This window comes from Mycobacterium europaeum (genome assembly GCF_002102155.1).
GTDB classification, from domain to species: Bacteria; Actinomycetota; Actinomycetes; order Mycobacteriales; family Mycobacteriaceae; genus Mycobacterium; species Mycobacterium europaeum.
The window spans coordinates 1-4,810 of sequence record NZ_LQOU01000052.1 but is presented as its reverse complement, the minus strand read 5'-3'; the positions used below and the strand labels follow the sequence as shown (position 1 = coordinate 4,810).

The 4,810-nt window shown below is 68.3% G+C and carries 4 protein-coding genes; all 4 read right to left on the bottom strand.

Going from position 1 to position 4,810, the window contains the following annotated elements; translation table 11 throughout:
* Nucleotides 1-75 precede the first annotated feature (75 nt).
* Nucleotides 76-1,689 (bottom strand): virulence factor Mce family protein, encoded by a 1,614-nt coding sequence (locus tag AWC03_RS23665; RefSeq protein ID WP_085243140.1) that lies wholly within the window; start codon nucleotides 1,687-1,689, stop codon nucleotides 76-78.
* A complete protein-coding gene (locus tag AWC03_RS23660) occupies nucleotides 1,686-3,278 on the bottom strand; it encodes a virulence factor Mce family protein (RefSeq protein ID WP_085243139.1) in 1,593 nt (530 codons plus the stop codon). The genes AWC03_RS23665 and AWC03_RS23660 overlap by 4 nt, the downstream gene beginning before the upstream one ends.
* Nucleotides 3,275-4,315: a virulence factor Mce family protein gene (locus AWC03_RS23655; protein ID WP_085243138.1), complete on the bottom strand. Its 1,041-nt coding sequence runs from the start codon at nucleotides 4,313-4,315 to the stop codon at nucleotides 3,275-3,277. Before AWC03_RS23655 ends, AWC03_RS23660 begins: the two co-directional genes overlap by 4 nt.
* The coding region (locus tag AWC03_RS23650; protein WP_211279280.1) for an MCE family protein at nucleotides 4,312-4,810 on the bottom strand (499 nt) is incomplete at its 5' end. The genes AWC03_RS23650 and AWC03_RS23655, both read right to left, overlap by 4 nt.

The window sequence follows — 4,810 nt, the reverse complement described above, 5'->3', positions numbered from 1 at the left end:
GCAGCACCAGCGCCTGCCAGGTCCGGCGGCGGGCCAGCCTCAACAACATCACTGGCCGTCGGTTCGGCTTGCTCCTCACTGGCCACCCCCGAAGTCAGTCGGCACCGCCGGCCCGCCCGCGTTGGGTGCGGGCGCCGCGACCGGCGCCGGTGTCGGGGCCACCGGGCCCGGGGCCACGTCGGGTCCCGGCGGCGGCGGCTGGATCGGCACCGGGGCGTTCAGGCCGATGGGCGGCACGATCGGGTTCTCGTCGTAGGCGTTGGGCGGTCCCGGCGGGGTCTGCAGGTTCGACTGGACGGGCGCGATGTTGGGGCCTCCCATGAGTTCGGCCAGCGAGTCCGGCGTCATCAGGCCCGCGGTGATCGGCCCCACCTGCTGGCCCTGCATCCCGGGCGCCACGATCCAGCCGGGCTGCGTGTTGCGGTGCGACGTCGGGGTGTCCGGGACCCAGATGCCCGGCACGGTGGTGTCCTTATATCCGTTCGGCGGGTGCAGCCGGTCTTCGGAGTAGGCGACTTCCTTGGGCAGGGTCTCCGCGGTGCTGAACAGGTTCGCGCCGAACGGCAGGTAGTTAAACTTGATCGCGTCGAGGATCGGCGCCAGGTATTGCGCGCACAGTTCCGCGGACTCCTGATACCCGAGCCGGCTGCCCGCCTGGATCGAGCTGCAGATGAACTGCATCGGGTTGGCGAAGTTCGTGATCGCCGGGATGGCGACCACCGATCCGTGCGACGGGTGATAGATCTGGTTGATGTTGGCCGCGGCCGTCGGCAGGACGTGCAACGCGGTCTCCAGCCCGTTGAGCGGGTCGGGCTGCAGGATCGTGTTCGTCACGGTCGCCAGGTTGTTGATGTCGTAGGTCAGCACCTCGCGGTTCTTGTTCAGGAACGGGCGCACCGTGGACAACAGACCGTCGAACTGCTGAATCGCGTTCGAGAGGTCCGTGTCGTTGTGCGCCAGCCGCGTGGTGAACTCCGCCAGGTTCTGGTTCAGCGCGACGAACTGCTGGTCGTCCTTGTGCAGCGCGTTGACGAACAGCGCCAGGCTCTTCACCACGGCGAAGAAGTCGCCGCGGCCCTCGTTGAGCGCCGTCAGCGCCTGCGACAGGTTGCTCAGCGTGGTGTTGAACTCCTTGCCCTTGCCGGCCAGCCCGTTGGCATAGGACTCGATGACCTCACCGAACGGTCCGGTCGGCTGCTCCGGCGTGGGCCCCAGCTTGGAGATGATGTTGGTGATGCTGTTGCGCAGCTGGTCCCATTCCACCGGGACCTGGGTGCGCTCCTCGGGGATCACCGCGTTGTCGGCCAGCACCGGGCCGCCCTTGTAGGGCGGCTCCAACTGGATGGCGCGCGAGGCCACCAACGTCGGGTTGAGGATGACCGCGTTGGCGTTCGCCGGCACCCGGTACTTGTTCTCGTAGTGGAAGGTGACCTTCATCTTGTCGCCGGCCGGCTCGATCTTGTCGATCGCGCCCACCCGCATTCCCATGATCTGGACCTTGTCGCCCGGGTACAGCGCGTTGGCCGCCGGGAAGTAGGCCACCACCGTGTTGGTGGTCAGCTTCTGGTAGAGCCGCCACCCGACGAACCCGACGACGAGGGCAAGCACGATCACCAGCGAGCCGAGGATCACGGTCGCCCGCGTCAGCTTCGGTAGCCGGATGTTCCGGATGTCAAAGGCGGTGCTCAATTCTGGCTACCTCCCCCGGCCGCGCCGCTGCCTCCCGATCCGCCGGGGTTGATGAAGGGCGCCGGCAACTGTTCGCCGGGCCCGGGTGGTGCCGCCGGCCCCGGCGGGAAACCGGGCGCGAACGTCGACGGCGGTGGCGTCGGTCCGGCCGGCGCCAGGTTCTCGGTGCGCGCACCCGGCGGTGCCTGCGCCGGCAGCGGGACGGGGGTCCCCGGAACGTTCGGCGGCGGGTCGCCCGGCCGTCCCGCGATCGGGATGCCCGGTGTCGGCGGCAGGCCGCCCGGGTTCGGCGGCGAGGTCATCACGTCGACCGGCGCCGGGAAGCCCGGACCGCCGAACGGACCGATACCCCCGCCCGCGCAGGGCAGCGGATTCCACGGCCGCGGCAGACCCTCGTCGCCGACGGTGACGTTGCCGCCCGGGTTGGCCGGGGTGTACGAACAGGGCGATCCCGGCGGGACGGCCGGCCCCGGGTGCTCCGGCGTGCCCTCGAGCACCGGCGGCGCCGGCGGCGGCGCGCCGTTGGGGAACCGGGTGCCGTTCGGGTCGGGCCACCGGAATTCGGGCAGCCCGGCGCTACGCCAGAAGTTCTCCGGGTCGATCCCGCGCTTCTTGAACGCGGCGTCGACCCACGGCTGAATGATCTGGTACAGCGCGAGGTTGTGCAGGACCACCTTGAAGAACGGCCCCGACGCGATGGACTCGTTCAACGACGGCAGGAACTTGCCGACCTCGCTCAGCCCCGCGGCGACGTCGTCTTTGCGTTCCTTCAGGATGTCGCTGACCGTGCGCAGTTGCTCGAGCACGTGGTTGAGGTTGGGGTTGTCGTTGATGAAACCCTTGACCTGCTCGGAGAAGGCGGCGACGTTGGCCAGCAGCGCGTTGATGGCCTGGCCGCGCTCGTTGAAGGCGGCCAGCAGCGTCTTGGTGTTGACCAGCAGTCGGTCCACCTGCTCGCTGCGGTCGCCCAGCACGCTGGCCACCTGGTTGGCCTGGGCGAGCAGATGCTTGACCTGCTCGTCGCGCTTGCCGATGGTGTCGGAGAACTTGGCCACGCCGTCGAGCGCCGCGCTCAGGTGGGGGTAGGTCTGGTCGATGGTCTGCGACAGCACGTGCAGCGATTCCTTGACCGTGTCGATGTTCCAGCCCTGCGCGGCCTTGGTGACGTCGAAGAACGCGTCGTAGATCTGGTAGGGCGTCGTGCTCTGCCCGATCGGCAGGGTGGCGCCGGGCCGCAGCGGCTGGGCGCCCCGGGCCTCGACGTCCAGGATCTTCTTGCCGAGGATGGTGTCGGTCTTGATCGCCAGCCGGCTCTCGGTGCCGATGGTGGCGGTGCCGATCGAGAACTTCAGCCGAATGTGGTCGCCGTCGATCTCCAGACCTTCGACCTTGCCGACGTCGACGCCGGCGATGCGCACCTTGTCACCGGAGTTGATGCCCCCGGTGTCGGTGAACTGCCCGTAGTAGCTGGGCTTGGCGAAGATCATCGGGACGCTGGTGAAGCTCTGGCCCACGCCGATGACGAGCAGCGTCACCAGGATGCCCATGAGGCCGATGCGAACCCGGTTGGGTGGTTCCAGTGTTCTCATTGCGGGGTGCACCTACCCGTCGGCTGCTGGAACAGCCTGACCGTGCGGACCGGGCCGCCGGCCTGCAGGCCGTTGATCTTGAGCGTGATGTCGCAGGCGTAGAAGTTCACGAAGTCGCCGTAGGAGCCGATGGCGCGGCCGATCATGTTCAACGCGGTGGGCACCCTCTTGAGGTAGTCGTCGAGCCCGTCGCGCTGGTCGATGAGCGGCTGCTGGATCGCGTCCAGATAGTTGAGCGTCTTGTGCAGCAGGCCGCGGTCCTCGGCGAGCAGGTCGGCGACCGTCCCGGCGGCGTTGCTGATGTGCGCGGTGCCGCCGGCCAGCTGGTCGCCGTGGTCCTTCAGCCCCGTGATGAGCACCTCGAGGTTGTTGACCGTCTGGTCGAACTGCTGGCGGTGGCGCACCGTGGTGTCCAGCACGATGTTCAGGTTCTTGATGACCTCGCCGATGGCCTGGTCGCGCTCACCAATCTGGTTGGTCAGCTGCGCGGTCTGGTCGAGGATGTCGTTGATCGTGCCGCCCTGTCCCTGGAACACGGTGATCAGGGACGTGGCGATGGTGTTCACCTTCTGCGGATCCAGCGCCCGGAACAGCGGTTTGAACCCACCGATCAGGGCGTCCAGGTCCAGCGCAGGCGAGGTGTGCGACGCCGGGATGAAGCCGCCCGGCGGCAGCACCCGCTCGGCGCCCTCGCCCTCGCCGCGCTTGAGCTCCAGGTAGCGGTTGCCGATCAGATCGAGGTAGCGGATCTGGGCGGTCGTCGACTGGTACAGCGGCACCGAGCGGTCGACGTTGAACTCCACCCGCGCCCGCTTGCCGCCGTCGACCACCTTGACCGAACTGACCTTGCCGATCTCCACGCCGGACGCGCGGACGAATTGGCCGGCCCGCAGCCCGCTCACATTGGTGAACTCCGCCGAGTATCCGTTCGTGCGGTCAAAACGCATCTGACCGAACACGACGACGATCATCACGGTGAAGATCAGCAGCACCAACGAGAAGATGCTGAGCCTGACGATGGTTCCGGTGATTTTCATGGGTTGATCGTGTTATCCCCTACTTGGCGGCCCCAGACGTACTCGATGGCGTACGGGGACCCGGTGTCGAGGTGGTTGTACGGCGCGAGGCTGTTGCCGGTGTCCATCACCAGCTCCGGTGCGGGCCACAGGTCGTGGGTGATCTGCTGCCAGCACCCCGGCGCGCCCCCCGGGCCGCCACGGGCGTTCACCCGCGGCAGGTTCTCCGGGTAGGTGTACGGGTTCGGCGCGCCGCCGACGACCCCCGCCAGGCCACCGACCAGGCTGGCCAGGGTGACCACCGCCGACACGGGGTTGGCCAGCAACCCCAACCCGGACAGCGCCTCGGTGTGGGCATTCAGCGAGTAGCCGTTGCCGCCCAGGAAGGAGGAGGCCTTCGGCTCGATGTCGTGATAGTTGCGCAGCGTGCAGAAGAGCTCGGGGCTGTAGGTGTCCAGCAGCTGCGCGCTGGGCACCAGGTCCTGCGCGCCGCGCGCCAGGTACGGGCCACCGCGG

Coding starts and splice junctions, on each gene's coding strand:
- AWC03_RS23660 (WP_085243139.1), bottom strand. CDS start 3,278: ATGAGAACACTGGAACCACCCAACCGGGTTCGCATCGGCCTCATGGGC.
- AWC03_RS23655 (WP_085243138.1), bottom strand. CDS start 4,315: ATGAAAATCACCGGAACCATCGTCAGGCTCAGCATCTTCTCGTTGGTG.